We start from the raw sequence: 16,362 nt of genomic DNA, 5'->3' as shown, positions 1-16,362 counted from the left end.
TTATTGCTCCTGCTTATAAATTTTTATTAATTCAATAAAGTGATCAAAAAGTGGGGCGGCATCATGGGGGCCTGGGCTTGCTTCAGGATGGCCTTGAAAGCTAAAAGCCGGTTTTTGATTGTGATGTATACCTTGTAATGAATCATCAAATAAAGATTTATGTGTGGCGCGTAAATTGCTTGGCAAACTGGCTTCATCGACAGAAAAACCATGATTTTGCGCAGTGATCATGACGCGATTATTTTCTAAATCTTTGACAGGATGATTACCGCCATGATGCCCAAATTTCATTTTGACGGTTTTAGCACCACACGCCAGTGCTAACAGTTGATGGCCTAAGCAGATACCAAAGATAGGAATATCGGTAGTTAAAAATGCCTTAATCGCATCTATAGCATAACTACAGGGGGCGGGATCACCAGGACCATTTGATAGGAATATGCCATCTGGGTTTAGTGCTAATACTTCAGCCGCGGGTGTTTTAGCGGGTACCACTGTTAATTTACATCCACGCTCAACTAACATACGTAAAATATTTCGTTTTACGCCAAAATCATAAGCAATAACATGCAAAGGTAGTGTGTTCTCTGCTTTCGGCATAGGATTTTCATTCTCGCTTGTCCATACACTTTGTGTCCATGTATAGCTTTTAGCGCAGGTCACCTCTTTCGCTAAATCTAACCCTGATAATCCTTTAAAATTTATTGCTTGTTGCTTGGCTGATTGAGCATTATCCAATAAGGTTTGTTTATTTGTTGCTGTTATGATTACGCCATGTTGTGCACCTTTTTCACGTAATATTCTGGTTAAACGACGGGTGTCGATATCTGCAATAGCAATGACATTATGCTTTTTTAAATAGCTTGAAAGATCAAGCTTACTACGGTAATTGCTAGTTATTAGGGGCAAATCACGAATGATTAAACCTTTAGCATAAACTTGATTAGATTCGGCATCGGCATCATTCGTACCGACATTACCAATGTGTGGATAAGTTAAGGTAACGATTTGCTCGCAATAAGAGGGATCAGTTAGGATTTCTTGATAGCCAGTCATTGATGTATTAAAAACGACTTCGCCAACTGTTTGTCCGTCAGCGCCGATTGATTTACCAATAAATGTTGAACCATCTTGTAACATAAGGAGGGCATAAGTTTGCATAATTAAAAAGACCTTTTGAATAAAAATATATTTAAATTGAATAAAAATTCAATCTTGCTTATCTTTCCATATACAGCACCTGGCTAGTTTATTACAATATTTTAAATAAAAAAAGTATTATTATTAAAAATAACTAAATAATAATGTCTAATTTTTGAGATTTTAGCTGGGTTTTGGGGTTTGGTATTGATTTTTGAAAAATTGGCTTGAAAGTGAATAATTATTCAAATAAAATTATTTAAATCATGATAACTAAAGGGGTATTGCATGCACGGGTTTTATCAGCGCCATTTCTTAAGATTACTCGATTTCACACCAGCAGAAATTAATCAATTAATTAATCTTGCTATTGAATTAAAACAGGCTAAGGACCAAGGAGCGGAAAAAAAACATTTATCAGGTAAAAATATCGCTTTAATTTTTGAAAAAGACTCTACTCGTACTCGCTGTGCATTTGAAGTTGGTGCTTACGATCAAGGTGCACAAGTGACTTATTTGGGGCCAAGTGGTAGTCAAATTGGTCATAAAGAGTCGATTGCTGATACTGCACGAGTGCTTGGTCGAATGTATGACGGTATTGAATATCGAGGTTATGGGCAAGATATTGTTGAAACCTTAGCAAAATATGCTGGTGTGCCAGTTTGGAATGGTTTAACTACCGAAGCGCATCCAACCCAAATCCTTGCTGACTTTATGACCATGCAAGAGCATATTGGAAATCGAGCTTTAAATAGTGTTAAATTTGCTTACTTGGGAGATGCTCGTAATAATATGGGCAACTCATTAATGGAAGGCGCGGCATTAATGGGAATGGAAATTCGCCTTGTTGCGCCGAAAGCTTGCCAACCTGAAGCTGAACTGGTGCAAAAATGCCAAGCGATAGCCAAAACCACTGGTGCTAAAATTATCTTAACAGAAGATGTTGCCGAAGGTGTAAAAGATGTTGATTTCCTCTATACCGATGTTTGGGTATCTATGGGTGAACCGAAAGAAGTATGGGATGAGCGAGTAAAATTATTAACTCCATACCAAGTCAACCAAAATGTGATCAAATTAACCGGCAACCCTAAAGTTAAATTTATGCATTGCCTACCAGCTTTTCATGATATGAATACAACTGTAGGAAAACAGATGGCTGCCCAATATGGTTTGAAAAATGGATTAGAAGTGACTGATGAAGTCTTTGAATCCGAGCATAGTATTGTTTTTGATGAAGCTGAAAACCGGCTACACACCATTAAAGCTGTCATGGTTGCAACCTTAACTAAAGACGAATAATATACCTATCTGGACTTAATGCTTATAAGGCATTAGCTTTTTATAATTTGCCGACTTTAGTCGGCAAAATTTTATCAATAAGAATCACGACATAATGACTAAACAAGATCGCAATAAAGATTTTAAAAAATACCTAAAACTTACCAATCCAATCCATTTTTTAGCGGTCGGGCTAGGCAGTGGTTTATCGCCTATTATGCCAGGAACCATGGGCTCATTAATGGCAATTCCGTGTTGGTTATTATTTAATGGCTTGCAACCCATTTTATACTGGGTATTGATGGTCGTTGCCTTTATATTTGGTTGTTTTTTATGTCAAAAAACATCTGATGATACGCATACTCATGATTCGGGACATATCGTTTGGGATGAGTTTGTCGGCATGTGGATAACTTTATTTTTTATTCCACAAGTTTCTATTCTCTGGGTCATGATTGCTTTTGTTGCATTTAGAATATTCGATATGGCAAAACCGTGGCCTATTCGTTGGTTTGATAAGCGTGTACCAGGTGGATTTGGGATTATGGTCGATGATGTTATCGCCGCTATTTTTTCTTCTATTACTGTTTATCTATTCACTTATCTGATTAACTGCTGATTTAAAAACAATATTGTTTTGCTTTCTCTTATTCTCGCTTGTTTTTATCTTAACAAGCGAGTTGTCTTTCATAACGATGATAGCTAAAAAAGAGCCATTTAAATTGGCTAATACATTTTTTGTGACCAGCCAAGTTTAGTTGAAAGATTATTAAAGTAATCATAGTCTTTAGAGTGAATGAGGTTAAATTCATACTCTGAACGGCGAATAATCACATCCTGACTTGGTTTCACCGGTAAAATTATTTGACTGTCACAGGCGATATTTAGATCGAGTGCGGTGGTTGGAAATTTAAGATGAATAGGTTTGTCACTTTTAATAACTAATGGCCTAACTGCTAATGAATGCGGAAACATAGGTGTAATAATTAAAGCATCTAAATGTGGGGCTAAAATAGGTCCGCCCGCAGATAAAGAATAGGCTGTTGAGCCAGTTGGTGTGGCAATAATTAAGCCATCAGCCCGCTGTGAAAAGGCATTACGTTCATTGATGTAGACATCATAATCAATCATATGCGCAACCGTATTAGGGGTAACGACAATTTCATTAACGGCAAAACCCGAGTTGGTTAATTTGCCATTATCATAAATAGAGACTTCGACTAAAAAGCGAGGATCATCATCATATTCACCTGCAATCACTGGGCTTAACTGCTCGATCACTTTTTCATGTGAAATATCGGTTAAAAAACCCAGATTACCACGATTGACGCCAATTACCTTAATTTTATAGTGTGATAAGCAACGTGCTGAACGCAACATATTACCATCGCCACCTACCACGATAGCCAAATCTGCTTGTTCACCGATTTTATCTAGTGAAGCATAAATGTTGTTCGGGAATTTAATATATTCCGCTAATCGGTCTTCAACTAAAACCTCAATTCCCAATTTAACCAGCCAATCATAGAGTACGCTATGTGTTTCGATTGCCTCAAGTTTTCTTGGAATGCCAATTAAGCCAATGCATTTAAATGGTGCACGCATAGAATATCCTTGTTATTGTTAGATATAAATCGCTGTATTTTTTTATAACAGCCAAAAAAATATCTATCAACTTATTGTTAAGCTTGTAATAATAAAATTTGTCCCCATAATAACCGTTATTAACTAAGTTTTCGACTACATTTGGAGTACCGTATGACAGAGCAAGATAAGAATATGTCAGAAAATGAATCTAACATTGATACCGCAACCGAATCATCAACCGAGCAAGCTACACAAGCTCAACCTAATGTTGATGAGCAATTAAAAGCGAAAGATGCACGAATTGCCGAGCTTGAACAAGAATTACAAATTGCTAAAAAGAATGAAAGCGAAGCCATGATTCGTGCTCGTGCCGAGATCGACAACGTGCGCAAACGTGTAGAGCAAGATGTTGATAAAGCCCGTAAATTTGCGCTTGAAAAGTTTTCGAATGAATTATTACCTGTCATTGATAATCTAGAACGTGCTTTAGAATCAACTGATAAGGATAATCCACAGCATCAAGCAATGGTTGAAGGTTTAGAGCTGACCTTAAAATCATTTTTAGATACCGTGAAAAAATTTGGTATTGAAGTGATTAACACCCAAGATTCACAATTAAATCCAGATTTACATCAAGCGATTAGTATGGTTGAGTCACCTGAACATCAATCAGGTCAAATCGTAAATACCATTCAAAAAGGTTATACGTTAAATGGTCGATTAATTCGTCCAGCTATGGTAATTGTTGCTAAATAAAGTAAAAAATGAGCCGCCTTAAAAAGGCGGCTAAACTTATTTATTGCGTTGCTCTTCTCGCGTCAATTTTTTCATTTTTTGTTCAATTCGTTGACGTTTTAATGGTGAAAGGTAATCAACAAATAATTTACCTTTTAAGTGATCCATTTCATGTTGAATACAAATAGCAAATAATTCATCGGCATCAATTTGGTAAGGGTTACCATGACGATCAAGTGCTTTAATTTTAATTTTTTCTGCTCTTGGTACAAATCCACGGCAATCAGGAACTGATAAACAACCTTCTTCAATACCTGTTTCACCTTCTTGACTAATAACCTCTGGATTAATAATGACATAAACTTGACTTTTGTCTTCCGAAACATCAATAACAATAATTTGTTCATGTACATCGACTTGAGTTGCCGCAAGTCCAATACCATTTTCGGCGTACATTGTCTCAATCATATTATCAATGATGGTTTGTAGCTCAGGTGTAAAATTAGTTACAGGTTTTGCAACTTTGCGAAGTCGTTCGTCAGGAAAACGTAATACCGGTAAAATAGCCATAAATTGTTCGATCTACTCCTCATTTGTTAGGTTTTATCAACTTGCTCACATTGTAAACATTTATCTTGGTAATGAATAGCCTTAGTTGGCTATTGATAAAATATATCTTATCAATTCAAGGTAAGGCATCTGTTTTAGATGTGAATCAAGAGGAATGTAATGAGTAAATATGAATTCTTGCTTCGAATTTCAATGCTTGGTCACGGAAAACTGGCTATTTTTAAAAAATTGAGTCAGTTTTTTGTATCTGGTCTACCTAATCAAATTAAGGATGTGCCTTTTTTATTAGAAAAATTAGGCTTAAGCCAAACTCAACAAGCACATTGCTTATCTATCTCTTATTTACATTTTGAACCAATACTCAAATGGTTAAATAATTCTTTTCCACCTAGATCGTTGATCGCTTATTGTGATCTACACTATCCCGCTTTACTAAAACAAATCAGTTCTCCCCCTATATTTTTATTTGTGATGGGAAACGCTCAGCTGTTATCTTCTCCCCAAATTGCGATGGTCGGTAGCCGTGAATTTAGTGAATATGGCGCACAATGGGGACGATATTTTGCCGGTGAACTTGCGATTAATGGTTTAACGATAACCAGTGGTTTAGCGCTTGGTTTAGATGCAATTTGTCATCGAGGGGCACTTGAAGTCGCGGGTAATACTCTAGCCGTTCTTGGTAGTGGCTTAGCTAAGATTGCGCCCGTATCTAATCTTAAACTTGCGCAAGATATTTTGGCCCAAAATGGGGCATTAGTATCAGAATTTTTGCCCTTTGAAAACGCGAGATCTGAGTACTTTCCAAGACGCAATCGAATTATTAGTGGATTAAGTTTAGCTACGTTTGTGGTTGAAGCCTCTGAAAAAAGTGGATCGTTAATTACTGCGCGTTATGCTATTGAACAAAATCGTGATGTGTTTGCTTTACCTGGGGATATTGATAATCAAAACTGTAGTGGAACCCATTATTTAATTAAACAAGGTGCCTATTTAGTGACTCAACCTATCGATATTTTAGAACACTATAGTGGTTATTTATCAACAATGGATCGGCAAGTAAAAAAACAACATGATGACACTAACAATAATATTTTGTATCCCGAAATTTTTGCTGTGATCCATCACCAACCTATAGCTGTTGATGTGATAGCCTCATTAGTTGATTTACCGATTCCAGAACTAACCAGTAAACTATTAGAGATGGAAATTGCTGGATTAATTATGACAGTAACTGGCGGTTTTATTCGTACAAGAACTTGCTAATACATTTTATATTGTCGTAAATATTTAGCTGGATTATAGGCTAAGAATAACTGCCACCGATATGAATCGGTGGGGGAATATACTTTTTATTTTTCTTCAATTTCTAATGCAATTTCAGATAGGATAATACCGGTGTTATCGGCATAGACAAAATCACCTGAAAAGAAAGTTACACCGCCAAAGTTAACGCGGATATCGACTTCACCCACACCTTGATCTTCTGAGCCGACAGGAATTGATGCAAGAGCTTGAATACCGATTTCAGCATCAGCAAGATAATCAACTTGACGAACCGCACCATAAACAATTATGCCTTCCCATTGATTTTGAATAGCAATATCAATTAATTCTGCATCAATCAGTGCTCGTCGAACCGATCCTCCACCATCAATCACCAATATTTTGCCAGTACCATTAGATTGTAAGACTTCGTATAATAAGCCGTTATCTTCAAAACATTTTACTGTTACAGCTTGACCTGAAAATGACGATACACCACCAAAATTGCTGAAAATTGGTTCAACGACGTTAACATCTTCTGGGTAATAATCGCAAAGAATTGAAGTATCAAACTCCATCATCGAGTCTCCTTTTGCATTTTAAATTGTGTTTAGTATAACGCTAACATTGATTAACACGATATAAAATTTAAATAAACGTGAGCTAGCTCAAAATAATACCCAAACAATAAAGTAAATTAGTTAATAAAGCAAGTTTGACCATCTGTATTAACAAAGGTAATGCTTCATTTGAATTGCGATATTGTAAAACCGCATAAATATGTTTGCCATATAGTGGTAAGATTATTAAGAATAATCCACTGTAAATAGTGTGTAGTTGATAATAAGCAAACAAGCTAAAAAAGCTTAGAGAACAGAGCAATAACAATATATGATAGTATCGTCCAAGCGTGTTTCCCATCAAAACTACAAGCGTTGTTTTATGATTGAGCCGATCACTGTCAATATCGCGTAAGTTATTAATATTAAGAACCGCTACGGCCAATAAGCCGCTTCCAATAGATGGTAAGATAATCGATACAGATAATAATTTAGTTTGTAAATAATAACTGCCCATTACCCCAACTAAGCCAAAAAAGAGCAATACGGATAAATCACCTAGTGCAATATAACCGTAAGGTTTTTTGCCAATAGTGTAAGTGATGGCTGCGATAATCGCCAAAAGTCCTAACAGGATAAAGCTTAATAATTGATAAACACTATTACAGGCAACAATAATTAAAATTAATCCCGATAAGATACATAACAAAATGTTAATCCATAATGCTATCTTTAATTGCTTTAAGGTAATTAAACCTAATTGAATGCCTCGAGCATGTGCGCTGAGATTTTGCTTATCACTCCCTTTAATGACATCACCATAGTCATTGGCTAAATTAGATAATATCTGTAATAGAGCAGCTGTGGTGATTGAAAACAGCATAATAAATAGATTGAATGCGTGCTGCCAATAAGCTAGCGCATTACCCATAAGAATTGCAGAAAGCGAAAGTACTAATGTTTTTGGACGTAAACTAATCATCCACGGATAACATTTCATTGACATTTAACATGTTATTTAAATTTAAAAAATTTGTAGTCATCATAACAGTAATTGATATTAACTGCTAATGATGAACTAAGTGAATTTTATTTATCTAATTTTAGCAATATAAGTTCTTTTCATTTTTTTAAAGAATCGTCTTACTTGCCCTTGTCTTAATGCGGCAATAAAAAAACCAAGCGAGCCGTACATCACGCCAAGCATTAAAATCATAAATACATTAAACCAATTATCTGTTAGGCCTAAACCCATTTGATTAACGCCGGCGATCATATTGGTTGCCCAAGTTGAGGGTAACATTCTTGAAACTGTTTGCACCCAAAGAGGCATGGCATCGAGCGGCCAAATTGTACCAGATAAGTAAAATACAGGCGTTGTTAAAAATGCCAGTGTTAAATAGATCATTTCTGCTCTACGTAAACACTCGGTCAGTAATTTGCTGAGACCTAAAACTGCAAGCAATAATGGAAATGTCATAATTAAAATTTCTGGTATGTTTGCCAATTGCCTGTATCCTAAAACCCAAGGCCATAAACCAAATAGCACAATTGATAAGAATAACCAAATTGGAATTAAACCGCATAAACTACCTATTACCGCGATTTTGGGTGGTTTTCCTTGAGGCAGTGAGTTTAAAGTTATATTCGTGCGCGTTGAAGCAATCAAAAATGAGTGTTGTAATAACATCACTAATAAACCCGGGAACGTTATTGCAGCAAAGCTAATTCCAGCATTATAAAGAGGCTCAGTTTGACCATTTATTGGTGAAAGAATGACATTGATTTGTTTGTCTGAAAAACCATTATTTCGCATAATTCGGCTGTTAAATTCCGTTAATATTTGCTGATAAATGCCCTTTATGTCCACCTGTATTAAGCCATTAGCTAAACGGCTTGAAGCATCACCATAAGCTGGGATTGTCACTTCTTGACCACTTAAGATCCGTTTTTCAAAATCTCGGGGAATGGTGAAAACAGCAAACAGTTTACGATTATTGATATCGTCATAAGCTTCTAATGAACCTTCGTATATAATTGTTTCAATCTTGGAACTGGTATTTAAAGAACGAATAAGGCTACGGCTGGTTGCGGTATGATCTTGATCAACAATTGCTACAGGTAAACTCGTAATCGTACCATTACTATACACTAAGCTCATCAACGAGACAGATACTAAGAGCAACAACCACATCGGGCGTATTAGCATAAATAAAAATATTTTTGCAAATGAAGACCAAAATATTTTAACCACCAAATGTTTCCTCTTACTGTGAATGTAGCCGTCTAACTAAGCGTTTTCGAACTAACACTGTAATAATTATTGGGTAAATCATTAAAATACTACAGGTTTTTAGTACTGAAAGATAACTAGAATGCCGCAAAAATAGATCAAACAATTTATTTAGAGCATAGGTTAACGGCTCAAGAGATGAGATAAATCTTGCAATCCAAGGCATCGATAATTCGGGTACAACTACACCAGAATAAGTGAGTGCCAAACCAACCAAGACACCAATATAGGTGTAGGCATCTAAAGAGGTTTTGGTAAATGTGTAAAGCAAAATACCAATACTTTGTGCAGCAATAACATAAAAGAACACCACCACAATCATCGCAAAGGGTGAACCTGATACGCGAGCATGCGAAAATAGCACCAACATGGCGATTTCGAAAATGAGTAACATGGTATACCAAATGGTATAAGGTGCTAACTTACCGAGCACAAACGGATAATTTGGGCGGGTACGTTTAGGTAGCTGCGCTAAAATATGAATTGTGGTTGTGACTACAAATAGTTGTAACAAATGCACGACAGCAGAGAACTGTTGGAAGTACATCGAGTTACCGCTCGCATTAAATAGCCCATCATAATTGAAGTTAACTTTTGCCAACGTTGGAACAGGTAAGCCAACACTGGTTGCCATTGTGGTTCGATATTGAGTATTTAATGTGGCAATCAAACCTGAATAATCCATAATTGAATACAGCCCTGCACTATAATACAACGCATTATAATAAAGCATAGGCGTAGGTTGACGACCGGCTAATACGTCCGCTTCAAAATTGGGTGGAATATACAAAATGGCATAAATTTTAGCTTTTTGTAAATCACGTTCAGCAATAGAAAGTTGGCTATCATAATTGATAAGATTAGCATGTGCGCCAGCATTGAGATCGCGCACTATTTCACGTGATAAACTACTTTTGTCATTATCAATATAGCCAACTGGCAAATCAAATAATACCCCACGATGGAAGATACTACTGATTAATATGAAAATAATCAGCGGTAAAATCCACATTAACCAGTGGAAGGTAAACCGTCTAAATATGACTGGTATTTCAGCGTTAAATGCTTGTTTAAAACGCTGCCAAAAGTCTAAAATTAGTTGTCTAATTTCCATAAGGTGCTCATGCCAGCGCGTAAACCTGCAATAGGTGTAGTTGGATAAAGTCTAACTTCAAATGTTTTTAAGTCAAAGTCGCCGGTGGCACGAGTTGCGCGCTTAGTTGCGTAATCACCCATAGGCGCGATATAACGAATTTCCGCTTCAACCTCTTTATTGCCAAGTGCAGGTACTTCTAATTTAACGTGATCACCTTTGTGGATATTAGGCATAATATTTTCACGAAGATTAAATACAAAATAGGCTTCGGGTAATCGAATTATGGTTAATAATGGACTATTTGCATTAAATAACTCACCAACTTCAGCCGGGATAGAGCCAATTTCACCTTCAACTGGGGCTTTAACTTTCAAGTCATCGTATTGGATTTGTAACTGTTTAAGTTGTTCTTCTGCTTGCTTTAATTGCGCATCATAAATTTGACGTTGTTCAACTCGGTCACCATTTTTGGCTTGATCTAAATTAGCTTGCGCAGATTGAACTTGTTGAAAAGCAGCGTCGCGAGTTTTTAAAGCATTATCTAATATTGATTGAGAGACAAATCCTTTGCTTGAAATGGCTTTATTACGTTCATACTCTTTTGATGCATTGTTGTAATCTACTGTGGCTTGTTTAAGTAGTGCTTCGTAGTAACGAATACTTTCTTCCCGTGTGCCATGTTCTGAAAGTTCGACTTGTGCCTGAGCTTGATCGCGAGCCGCTTCGGCCGCTTTGACTTGCGCTAAAAGCTCAGGACTATCAAGGGTAATAACAATCTGATTTGGCTTAACATCATCGCCTCGATTGACATTGATGACTTGTACCCGACCTTTCGCTTTTGACGAGATACTGACATTAGGCGCATCAACCTCACCTTGTAATATGAGTTGATTATTGTGTGATCGAATTAAAATTGTCATTGAAATTAAAATAACAATTAATGCAATAATAATAAAAGTTCTTTTATTCATAAATTTTTTAAGAGTGACAGTAATTAGATAAGGCCTAAAGAGTTAGGATAATTGTATGCAATATGGATTTTACATACGTAAATTGTAACTATTCTTTATATTATACGAAATGTGTTTTATTTAAACAACGAAAGCACGTTCTTTGTTTAAAGAATACGTAAATATTGGCACTTTTATTGATTTTACTATTATTTTATTTGGACGATATATAAATTTCAATCATTCTAAACTACTATTTTAATAGATTTTATTTATGAATGAGATTAGTTAAAAGAAATAGATAAAAACCGACTTATTTAGTATGATATTTAAAATTGAAATACTAAGGCCTAAAATTTATGAAAAAAATAATTATTATTGGTGGTGGCGCTGGTGGTTTAGAGCTAGCGACAGACCTAGGCGATAAGCTGGGAAAAAGTAATAAAGCACAGATAACGTTGATCGATAAAAATAGTTATCATCTTTGGAAACCACTATTACATGAAGTTGCAACTGGTGTTCTTGATGAACAAGTTGATAATATTTATTACTCTTCTCAAGGGCAAGATCATGGTTTTGGATTTACTCAAGGTACGTTTACCGATATAGATCGTGATAACAAATTAGTTAAAATTATCGACAATAATAATGAAACAACGTCCCTTGCGTATGATTTTTTAGTGATAGCGATTGGTAGCACTTCTAATGATTTTGGTACGCCAGGTGTGAAAGAGCACTGTATCTTTTTAGATGATCAAAATGCGGCAATTAAGTTACGTGAAACCTTAATTTCTAAATTTACCAGTTTTTGCTCTATTATTGATGAGAGCGAAACAAAAGATGAAGATAAAATCCGTATTGCTATTGTTGGTGGTGGCGCAACAGGTGTTGAATTAGCCTCGGAGCTACCTCATATGGTTGAAACCTTCGGTGCTTGTGGGCGCAATAAAATGTGTTCTGATTTGTTAGATGTTTCGGTAATTGAAGCAACAGATCGAATTCTACCAGCCTTACCAGAAAAAACAGCGGAAAGTATTACTCAAACTTTACAAAAACGTGGTATACATGTGTTGACTAAAACCATGATTACCAAAGCTGAAAGTGACGGTTTTTACCCTAAAGAAGGGGACGAGATTAAAGCCGATATTATGATCTGGACTGCTGGTGTTAAAGCCCCTGACTTTTTAAAAGAGATTGCCGGTTTAGAATCGAGCCGCTCTAATCAATTGGTCGTCAAACCGACATTACAAACTACGCGAGATGATAGTATTTTTGTTATTGGTGATTGTGCCTATGCTATGCAAGATAACGGCCATGCATCTCCTCCTACCGCGCAAGCCGCACATCAAATGGCAAAAATATGTTATGAAAACATTGTTAACTTGTTTAATAATCAACCAATGAAGTCATTTAAATATTCTGACAAAGGTACCATAATTTCGTTGCACGATACTGCACAAGGAGTGGTTAAATTGGGCAGTAAAAGTGAAATGAGTGTTAAAGGCTTTTTAGCGTTAATGATTCATCGGTTACTTTATCGTACACATCAGGCAAGTTTGCTTGGCGTATTTAAAACCATTCGGTTTGCTAGCGCAAGTAAAGTGATGTATAAAGCTAAAGCATCGTCGATTTTTACTAACAGAGATTAGTTTTTACATAAAAACATATAGCTACTTATAAGAATAAAAATTATAAGTAGCTATTTTTTTATATAATTTCAGCTAATGAGTTTAGCTGTTTGGGTTTTTATTGATGCGTTTTGTTTCTGTACTGGTGTTATTATTAACCAGTTTTATTTGTGTTGCTGACTACAAACCTCAAGATGGGGATATTATCTTTCAATTCTCTCAATCCCGTCAAAGTCTTGCTGTTCAACAAGCTACTAACTCACCTTATAGTCATATGGGAATAATTTTTATTAAAAATGGAAAACCTTATGTCTTTGAAGCGGCAAATAAAGTGGTCTATACACCGTTTGAGAAATGGATAAATCGAGGAAAAAACAGAAAATATATAATTAAACGTCTAAAAGATCACCCTTTATCACAGCAAGAAATTTCTCATTTAAAACAAGTTGCTCATTCATTTGAAAATAAGCCTTATGATATTTGGTTTGGTTGGGATGATACATATATTTATTGCTCAGAATTAGTTTGGAAAATTTATGACCGAGCATTAGCGTTGAAAATTGGACAATTACAAAGAATTAAAGATTTTAATCTGTCAGCACCAGCAGTTAAACAAAAATTGAAAGAGCGCTATGGGAATAATATTCCTTATCAAGAAAAAGTGATTTCGCCTGTCGCTATGTTTAACTCGCCATTATTGATTACTGTTGATAAGCATTGGTAGTGTTAAACTAACAGTAATTTTTTTATCGGAGCAAAGCTTTTTCGGTATAAGTGATTAATACCGTGCGCTTCAATGGCAATTAAATGGGCTTTAGTTGGATAACCTTTATGCTGAGCCAGTCCATATTGTGGATACAATTTGTCTAATTCAACCATTTCACGATCACGCGTCACTTTTGCAAGAATTGACGCAGCACTAATTTCAGCAACAAGTAAATCACCTTTAACCACGGCTTGTGTTTGAATGCCGAATTTAGGACAACGGTTACCATCTACCAAAACAAAATTGGGTTTAATCGATAATCCATCTACAGCTCGTTGCATAGCTAACATGGTAGCGTGTAAAATGTTTAACTTGTCTATTTCTTCAACAGATGCCCTTGCAACACACCAAGCTAATGCATTTTCTTTAATAATGTCAAATAGTTGTTCGCGTTTTTTTTCTGACAGTTTTTTGGAGTCTGTTAATCCCTTAATCGGTTTATTGGGATCTAAAATAACCGCCGCGGTAACGACATCCCCGCATAATGGTCCTCGTCCAACTTCATCAACACCGGCAATTAATGTGGCATCAGGGTAGGTAAATTCTAACAACAAGGTGAGTCCTCTAAAACATCAAGTACTGCTTGAGCGGCTTGTTCATCGGCATTACAACGAATTTGCTTATGTAATGATAAAAAGGTTGCTTTCAATTCTGTATTATCACTCTCTAAGAGAGGAATAACGTGATTAGCGATATTTTCGGGTGTACAGTCATGCTGAAGTAATTCAGGTACAATCGCTTTACCGGCTAAAATGTTAGGTAATGAAACATAAGGAGTTTTGATTAATTTTTTAGCTAGCCAAAACGTAAAGGCTTTCATTTTATACCCAACCACCATTGGGCATTTAGCCAACATACATTCTAAAGCAACCGTTCCTGATGCCAAAATAGCTGCATTACTTGCAATCATTGCTTCACGCGCCTGACCATCGAATAATTGAACCTTAAGATTAGGGGCGATTTGCGCTTTAATTTGTTCAAACTCTTGTCGCCTTTTTGCATTTGCTAAAGGCACAACAATATGTAAATCCCGAAAACGTTGCTCTAGCAACTGAGCAGCTTGTAAAAAAGGCGCCGATAATAGCGTGACTTCAGCATGGCGGCTTCCCGGCAATAGCGCTAAACAACGACTATTAAGTGGGATACCTAATTGTTGGCGCATTGCGAATTGATCGGGTATTAAAGGGATATCATCCGCCATTTTATGACCAATAAAACGACACGGCACATCAAACTTATCATAAAACGCTTTTTCGAACGGTAAAAAGACCAAAATCAGATTTGTATTACGTTTAATCTTAAACACGCGTTTTTGCTTCCATGCCCAAACTGATGGGCTCACATAATGTATGGTTTTAATACCGGCTTGTTTTAGCCTACCTTCTAAAGAGAGATTAAAGTCAGGGGCATCAATACCAATAAAAACATCTGGTTTAAGGGCGATTAAGCGTTTAGTGATATCTTGGCGGATGGATAAAATGCGGCGCAATCTTCCTAATACTTCGACTATTCCCATTACCGATAACTCATCCATTTCATACCAAGCTTGACAGCCTTCGGCTTGCATTTTGGGGCCAGCGATACCGATAAATTGAATATTGGGATGAAGTTTTCTTAAAGCGCAGATTAGACCTGCGCCAAGAATATCGCCAGAGGTTTCGCCGGCAACTAAAGCGACAGTAAAGGGCTTATCTGCCATTAACGAATCATGCCACGTGTTGAGCGCGCAAAAAAGTCGACAAATAATTGTACTTCTGGATGCTGTTTTGCGAGTGTTTCAATTTCTATTTTAGCTTCATCTAAACTTAATCCGTTTCGATAAAGAATTTTGTAGCTATTACGAATGGCTTGTAGCGCTTCTTTACTAAATCCACGGCGTTTTAAACCTTCATAATTAACACCATGCGGAGTGGCATGATTACCTTGGGCAATCACATAAGGGGGGACATCTTGCGCAACACCTGAACAGCCACCTACCATTACGTGTGATCCTATTACACAAAATTGGTGTACAGCTGTCATACCACCAATAATGACATAATCGTCTAATTGAACATGCCCACCAAGTGTTGCATTGTTGGCTAAAATGCAATGATTTCCAATATGGCAATCGTGTGCAATATGGGCATTTATCATAAATAAATTATCACTGCCAATACGCGTTAACTCACCACCTTGAACCGTTCCTCGATGGATAGTCACACTTTCACGAATCATATTACGATCGCCAATTTCGGTGCGAGTTGGCTCACCTCGATATTTTAAATCTTGATTAACTTCACCGATTGAAGCAAATTGATAAATTTGGTTATCGTTACCAATTTTAGTATGACCATTGATGACAACATGTGATTTTAAAAAAGTCCCATTGCCAATTTCAACATTTTCACCAATAAAGCAAAAAGGTCCAATTTTGACGTTATCGCCAATTTTTGCGCCTTTTTCAATTACTGAACTTGGGTGTATTTCCGTTGCCATAGCAGTTCCTTAATACTG

The 16,362-nt window shown here is 36.3% G+C and carries 17 protein-coding genes; 6 read left to right on the top strand and 11 right to left on the bottom strand.

The genetic code is table 11. The features are described 5' to 3' along the window. The gene (gene carA / locus J3U63_RS07395; protein WP_267371141.1) at positions 1–1,161 is read right to left on the bottom strand and encodes a glutamine-hydrolyzing carbamoyl-phosphate synthase small subunit; all 1,161 of its coding nucleotides are present in this window, start codon (positions 1,159–1,161) and stop codon (positions 1–3) included. A 267-nt stretch (positions 1,162–1,428) separates the two neighbouring features. Here carA and argF point away from each other — a divergent pair, with 267 nt between their 5' ends. Then, a complete protein-coding gene (argF, locus tag J3U63_RS07390) occupies positions 1,429–2,439 on the top strand; it encodes an ornithine carbamoyltransferase (protein ID WP_267371138.1) in 1,011 nt (336 codons plus the stop codon). 94 nt (positions 2,440–2,533) lie between these two features. Further along, on the top strand, positions 2,534–3,037 hold the full coding sequence (locus J3U63_RS07385) for a phosphatidylglycerophosphatase A (protein WP_267334013.1): 504 nt from the start codon (positions 2,534–2,536) through the stop codon (positions 3,035–3,037). A 107-nt stretch (positions 3,038–3,144) separates the two neighbouring features. Here J3U63_RS07385 and nadK read toward each other — a convergent pair whose 3' ends face one another. Continuing rightward, on the bottom strand, positions 3,145–4,023 hold the full coding sequence (gene nadK, locus J3U63_RS07380; RefSeq protein ID WP_267371136.1) for an NAD(+) kinase: 879 nt from the start codon (positions 4,021–4,023) through the stop codon (positions 3,145–3,147). A gap of 153 nt (positions 4,024–4,176) precedes the next feature. On the opposite strand from nadK, the gene grpE reads away from it, so the two are divergent. Beyond that, positions 4,177–4,761, top strand: coding sequence for a nucleotide exchange factor GrpE (grpE, locus tag J3U63_RS07375; protein ID WP_267334015.1), 585 nt, complete (start codon positions 4,177–4,179; stop codon positions 4,759–4,761). Positions 4,762–4,797: 36 nt separating this feature from the next. Here grpE and def read toward each other — a convergent pair whose 3' ends face one another. Continuing rightward, positions 4,798–5,310 carry a peptide deformylase gene (gene def, locus J3U63_RS07370; protein WP_065633774.1) on the bottom strand — a complete coding sequence of 171 codons (513 nt, stop codon included), beginning with the start codon at positions 5,308–5,310 and terminating at the stop codon, positions 4,798–4,800. Between the two features lie 159 nt (positions 5,311–5,469). Here def and dprA point away from each other — a divergent pair, with 159 nt between their 5' ends. Further along, positions 5,470–6,573, top strand: a complete 1,104-nt coding sequence (gene dprA / locus J3U63_RS07365) for a DNA-processing protein DprA (protein WP_267371133.1) — start codon at positions 5,470–5,472, stop codon at positions 6,571–6,573. An 86-nt stretch (positions 6,574–6,659) separates the two neighbouring features. On the opposite strand, the gene rraA is transcribed toward dprA, so the two are convergent. From rraA to J3U63_RS07340, 5 genes are all read right to left on the bottom strand, one after another. Then, entirely contained in the window at positions 6,660–7,151 is a 492-nt protein-coding gene (rraA, locus tag J3U63_RS07360; protein ID WP_267334102.1) for a ribonuclease E activity regulator RraA, read from the bottom strand. Positions 7,152–7,236: 85 nt separating this feature from the next. Then, on the bottom strand, positions 7,237–8,139 hold the full coding sequence (locus tag J3U63_RS07355; RefSeq protein ID WP_416381300.1) for a 1,4-dihydroxy-2-naphthoate polyprenyltransferase: 903 nt from the start codon (positions 8,137–8,139) through the stop codon (positions 7,237–7,239). A gap of 87 nt (positions 8,140–8,226) precedes the next feature. Then, on the bottom strand, positions 8,227–9,342 hold the full coding sequence (locus J3U63_RS07350; RefSeq protein WP_416379604.1) for an ABC transporter permease: 1,116 nt from the start codon (positions 9,340–9,342) through the stop codon (positions 8,227–8,229). 58 nt (positions 9,343–9,400) lie between these two features. Further along, positions 9,401–10,540, bottom strand: a complete 1,140-nt coding sequence (locus J3U63_RS07345) for an ABC transporter permease (protein ID WP_065633777.1) — start codon at positions 10,538–10,540, stop codon at positions 9,401–9,403. After that, positions 10,522–11,493 (bottom strand): HlyD family secretion protein, encoded by a 972-nt coding sequence (locus J3U63_RS07340; protein ID WP_267344471.1) that lies wholly within the window; start codon positions 11,491–11,493, stop codon positions 10,522–10,524. The genes J3U63_RS07345 and J3U63_RS07340 overlap by 19 nt, the downstream gene beginning before the upstream one ends. A gap of 338 nt (positions 11,494–11,831) precedes the next feature. On the opposite strand from J3U63_RS07340, the gene J3U63_RS07335 reads away from it, so the two are divergent. Together J3U63_RS07335 and J3U63_RS07330 are read left to right on the top strand one after the other, a co-directional pair. Continuing rightward, complete coding sequence (locus J3U63_RS07335; RefSeq protein ID WP_267334020.1) at positions 11,832–13,121, top strand: NAD(P)/FAD-dependent oxidoreductase; 1,290 nt, start codon at positions 11,832–11,834, stop codon at positions 13,119–13,121. A 103-nt stretch (positions 13,122–13,224) separates the two neighbouring features. Then, positions 13,225–13,824: a YiiX family permuted papain-like enzyme gene (locus J3U63_RS07330; RefSeq protein WP_267371128.1), complete on the top strand. Its 600-nt coding sequence runs from the start codon at positions 13,225–13,227 to the stop codon at positions 13,822–13,824. Between the two features lie 2 nt (positions 13,825–13,826). Here the strand turns inward: J3U63_RS07330 and rnhB are convergent, their stop codons facing one another. From rnhB to lpxA, 3 genes are read right to left on the bottom strand one after another with little or no spacing between them, the layout of a single operon-like run. After that, on the bottom strand, positions 13,827–14,417 hold the full coding sequence (gene rnhB, locus J3U63_RS07325) for a ribonuclease HII (protein WP_267371127.1): 591 nt from the start codon (positions 14,415–14,417) through the stop codon (positions 13,827–13,829). Further along, a complete protein-coding gene (gene lpxB, locus J3U63_RS07320) occupies positions 14,411–15,565 on the bottom strand; it encodes a lipid-A-disaccharide synthase (RefSeq protein ID WP_267371125.1) in 1,155 nt (384 codons plus the stop codon). Before lpxB ends, rnhB begins: the two co-directional genes overlap by 7 nt. Continuing rightward, the gene (gene lpxA, locus J3U63_RS07315; RefSeq protein WP_065633782.1) at positions 15,565–16,344 is read right to left on the bottom strand and encodes an acyl-ACP--UDP-N-acetylglucosamine O-acyltransferase; all 780 of its coding nucleotides are present in this window, start codon (positions 16,342–16,344) and stop codon (positions 15,565–15,567) included. The genes lpxB and lpxA overlap by 1 nt, the downstream gene beginning before the upstream one ends. Positions 16,345–16,362: the final 18 nt, after the last annotated feature.

This window comes from Gilliamella sp. B2838, from assembly GCF_026536185.1.
Taxonomy (GTDB): domain Bacteria; phylum Pseudomonadota; class Gammaproteobacteria; order Enterobacterales; family Orbaceae; genus Gilliamella.
The sequence above is the reverse complement of the archived record's forward strand: the minus strand, read 5'-3'. Positions and strand labels throughout refer to the sequence as shown.

Excerpts from the sequence above, each read along its gene's own strand:
- J3U63_RS07355 (WP_416381300.1), bottom strand. The coding sequence starts at position 8,139 with ATGTCAATGAAATGTTATCCGTGGATGATTAGTTTACGTCCAAAAACA.
- grpE (WP_267334015.1), top strand. The coding sequence starts at position 4,177 with ATGACAGAGCAAGATAAGAATATGTCAGAAAATGAATCTAACATTGAT.
- lpxB (WP_267371125.1), bottom strand. The coding sequence starts at position 15,565 with ATGGCAGATAAGCCCTTTACTGTCGCTTTAGTTGCCGGCGAAACCTCT.
- J3U63_RS07350 (WP_416379604.1), bottom strand. The coding sequence starts at position 9,342 with ATGCTAATACGCCCGATGTGGTTGTTGCTCTTAGTATCTGTCTCGTTG.
- J3U63_RS07330 (WP_267371128.1), top strand. The coding sequence starts at position 13,225 with ATGCGTTTTGTTTCTGTACTGGTGTTATTATTAACCAGTTTTATTTGT.
- rraA (WP_267334102.1), bottom strand. The coding sequence starts at position 7,151 with ATGGAGTTTGATACTTCAATTCTTTGCGATTATTACCCAGAAGATGTT.
- argF (WP_267371138.1), top strand. The coding sequence starts at position 1,429 with ATGCACGGGTTTTATCAGCGCCATTTCTTAAGATTACTCGATTTCACA.
- J3U63_RS07340 (WP_267344471.1), bottom strand. The coding sequence starts at position 11,493 with ATGAATAAAAGAACTTTTATTATTATTGCATTAATTGTTATTTTAATT.
- J3U63_RS07385 (WP_267334013.1), top strand. The coding sequence starts at position 2,534 with ATGACTAAACAAGATCGCAATAAAGATTTTAAAAAATACCTAAAACTT.
- dprA (WP_267371133.1), top strand. The coding sequence starts at position 5,470 with ATGAGTAAATATGAATTCTTGCTTCGAATTTCAATGCTTGGTCACGGA.
- carA (WP_267371141.1), bottom strand. The coding sequence starts at position 1,161 with ATGCAAACTTATGCCCTCCTTATGTTACAAGATGGTTCAACATTTATT.
- lpxA (WP_065633782.1), bottom strand. The coding sequence starts at position 16,344 with ATGGCAACGGAAATACACCCAAGTTCAGTAATTGAAAAAGGCGCAAAA.
- J3U63_RS07345 (WP_065633777.1), bottom strand. The coding sequence starts at position 10,540 with ATGGAAATTAGACAACTAATTTTAGACTTTTGGCAGCGTTTTAAACAA.
- nadK (WP_267371136.1), bottom strand. The coding sequence starts at position 4,023 with ATGCGTGCACCATTTAAATGCATTGGCTTAATTGGCATTCCAAGAAAA.
- def (WP_065633774.1), bottom strand. The coding sequence starts at position 5,310 with ATGGCTATTTTACCGGTATTACGTTTTCCTGACGAACGACTTCGCAAA.
- J3U63_RS07335 (WP_267334020.1), top strand. The coding sequence starts at position 11,832 with ATGAAAAAAATAATTATTATTGGTGGTGGCGCTGGTGGTTTAGAGCTA.